The organism is Mycobacterium sp. NGS62 (assembly GCF_059812285.1).
On the sequence record NZ_JCALCK010000062.1, the window covers coordinates 1 to 1,268 of the forward strand.

Sequence of the window (1,268 nt, forward strand, 5' to 3'; positions counted from 1 at the left end):
GAGCCGCTCGAGGTGCGGTTGACGGTGTCTCATCCCACTCGGTCATTCGTGATGTTCTTGATGCTGGCCGGGCATCTGCAGCCCGGCTATGACTACCTGATCCACCGCAAACTGACCGTTTTCTGGCGTCATCTGCCACCGGGACTGCTGGCTGAGGACCTGGCCAGATTCCTGGCCGCCGCCGAGGAACTCGGCTTCACCGAACGCACCCGCAGCGCCAGCGCATCCCAGGTGATCGGGCGGCTGCTTCTTCAGACCGGTCGACGGCTGGATGCGTTGACCGACAACGACTTCGACGACTTGCTGGCCGCCAGCGCGGCGCGACACGGCAGAGACAAAGCCAGCCGCCATTACAGTAGCGCCACCCACACTGCCCGGCAGGTGATGTTTCATCTCGGCGTGCTCACCGAGGCGCCGGTGAACGCAACCAGTCTGCTGCGGCAAAGCTTTGCCCAGCGGATGCGCGATGCCACCCCGGCGTTGCGGGACTCGTTTGTGGCCTACCTCGACCGGCTCACCGCCACCCATACCCGCGGCACGGTCACCGGCACCGCAACCCGGCTCAACCACTTTGCCGCGCACCTGGCCGTGATCGACCCCGCATTGCCGAGCCTGGCCGAGTTGGACCGACGCCGACACATCGAGACTTACCTGACCGCCACCGCCACGGCGACCAACGCTCGCACCGGCGCACCGATCCAGGCCTCCGAACGCCGCGGGCGGGTCCTGACGGTGCATTGCCTGCTCAACGACATCGCAGAATGGGGTTGGCCCGAAGCGCCCAAGCGGCGCTTGGTGTTTCGCTCCGACATCCCCAAGCTGCCCCGAGCGCTACCGCGCTACCTGACTCCGGACCTGGACCGGCGACTGACCCACGCGCTGCAGGCCTGGCCCGACCGGCTACCAGCTGATGCGTTACTGCTACAACGCGCTACCGGTTTGCGCATCGGCGAGCTCGTTGACCTGGAACTGGACTGCGTGCACGAGATCCCCGGCCAAGGCGCATGGCTGAAAGTGCCGCTGGGCAAGCTGAACACCGAACGCATGGTGCCCCTCGACGAGGAAACCGTTGCGCTGATCGACCGCATCGTGGCCCACCGCTCAGCCGGGCGCCCGCTGCCACACCCGCGCACCGCACGACCCACCGATTTCCTGTTCACCCACCACGGCCGGCGCCTGACCGTCTACCACCTTCGCGACGTCATGACCCGCGTTACCCGCGACGCCGGCCTGCCGCACACCACCCCCCATCAGCTGCGTCACACCTA

Annotated in this window: 1 protein-coding gene; it reads left to right on the plus strand. The window is 66.9% G+C overall.

The window, feature by feature from the left end:
- Nucleotides 1-24: 24 nt before the first annotated feature.
- The coding region (locus AC5Y49_RS24675; protein WP_499891999.1) for a tyrosine-type recombinase/integrase at nt 25-1,268 on the plus strand (1,244 nt) is incomplete at its 3' end.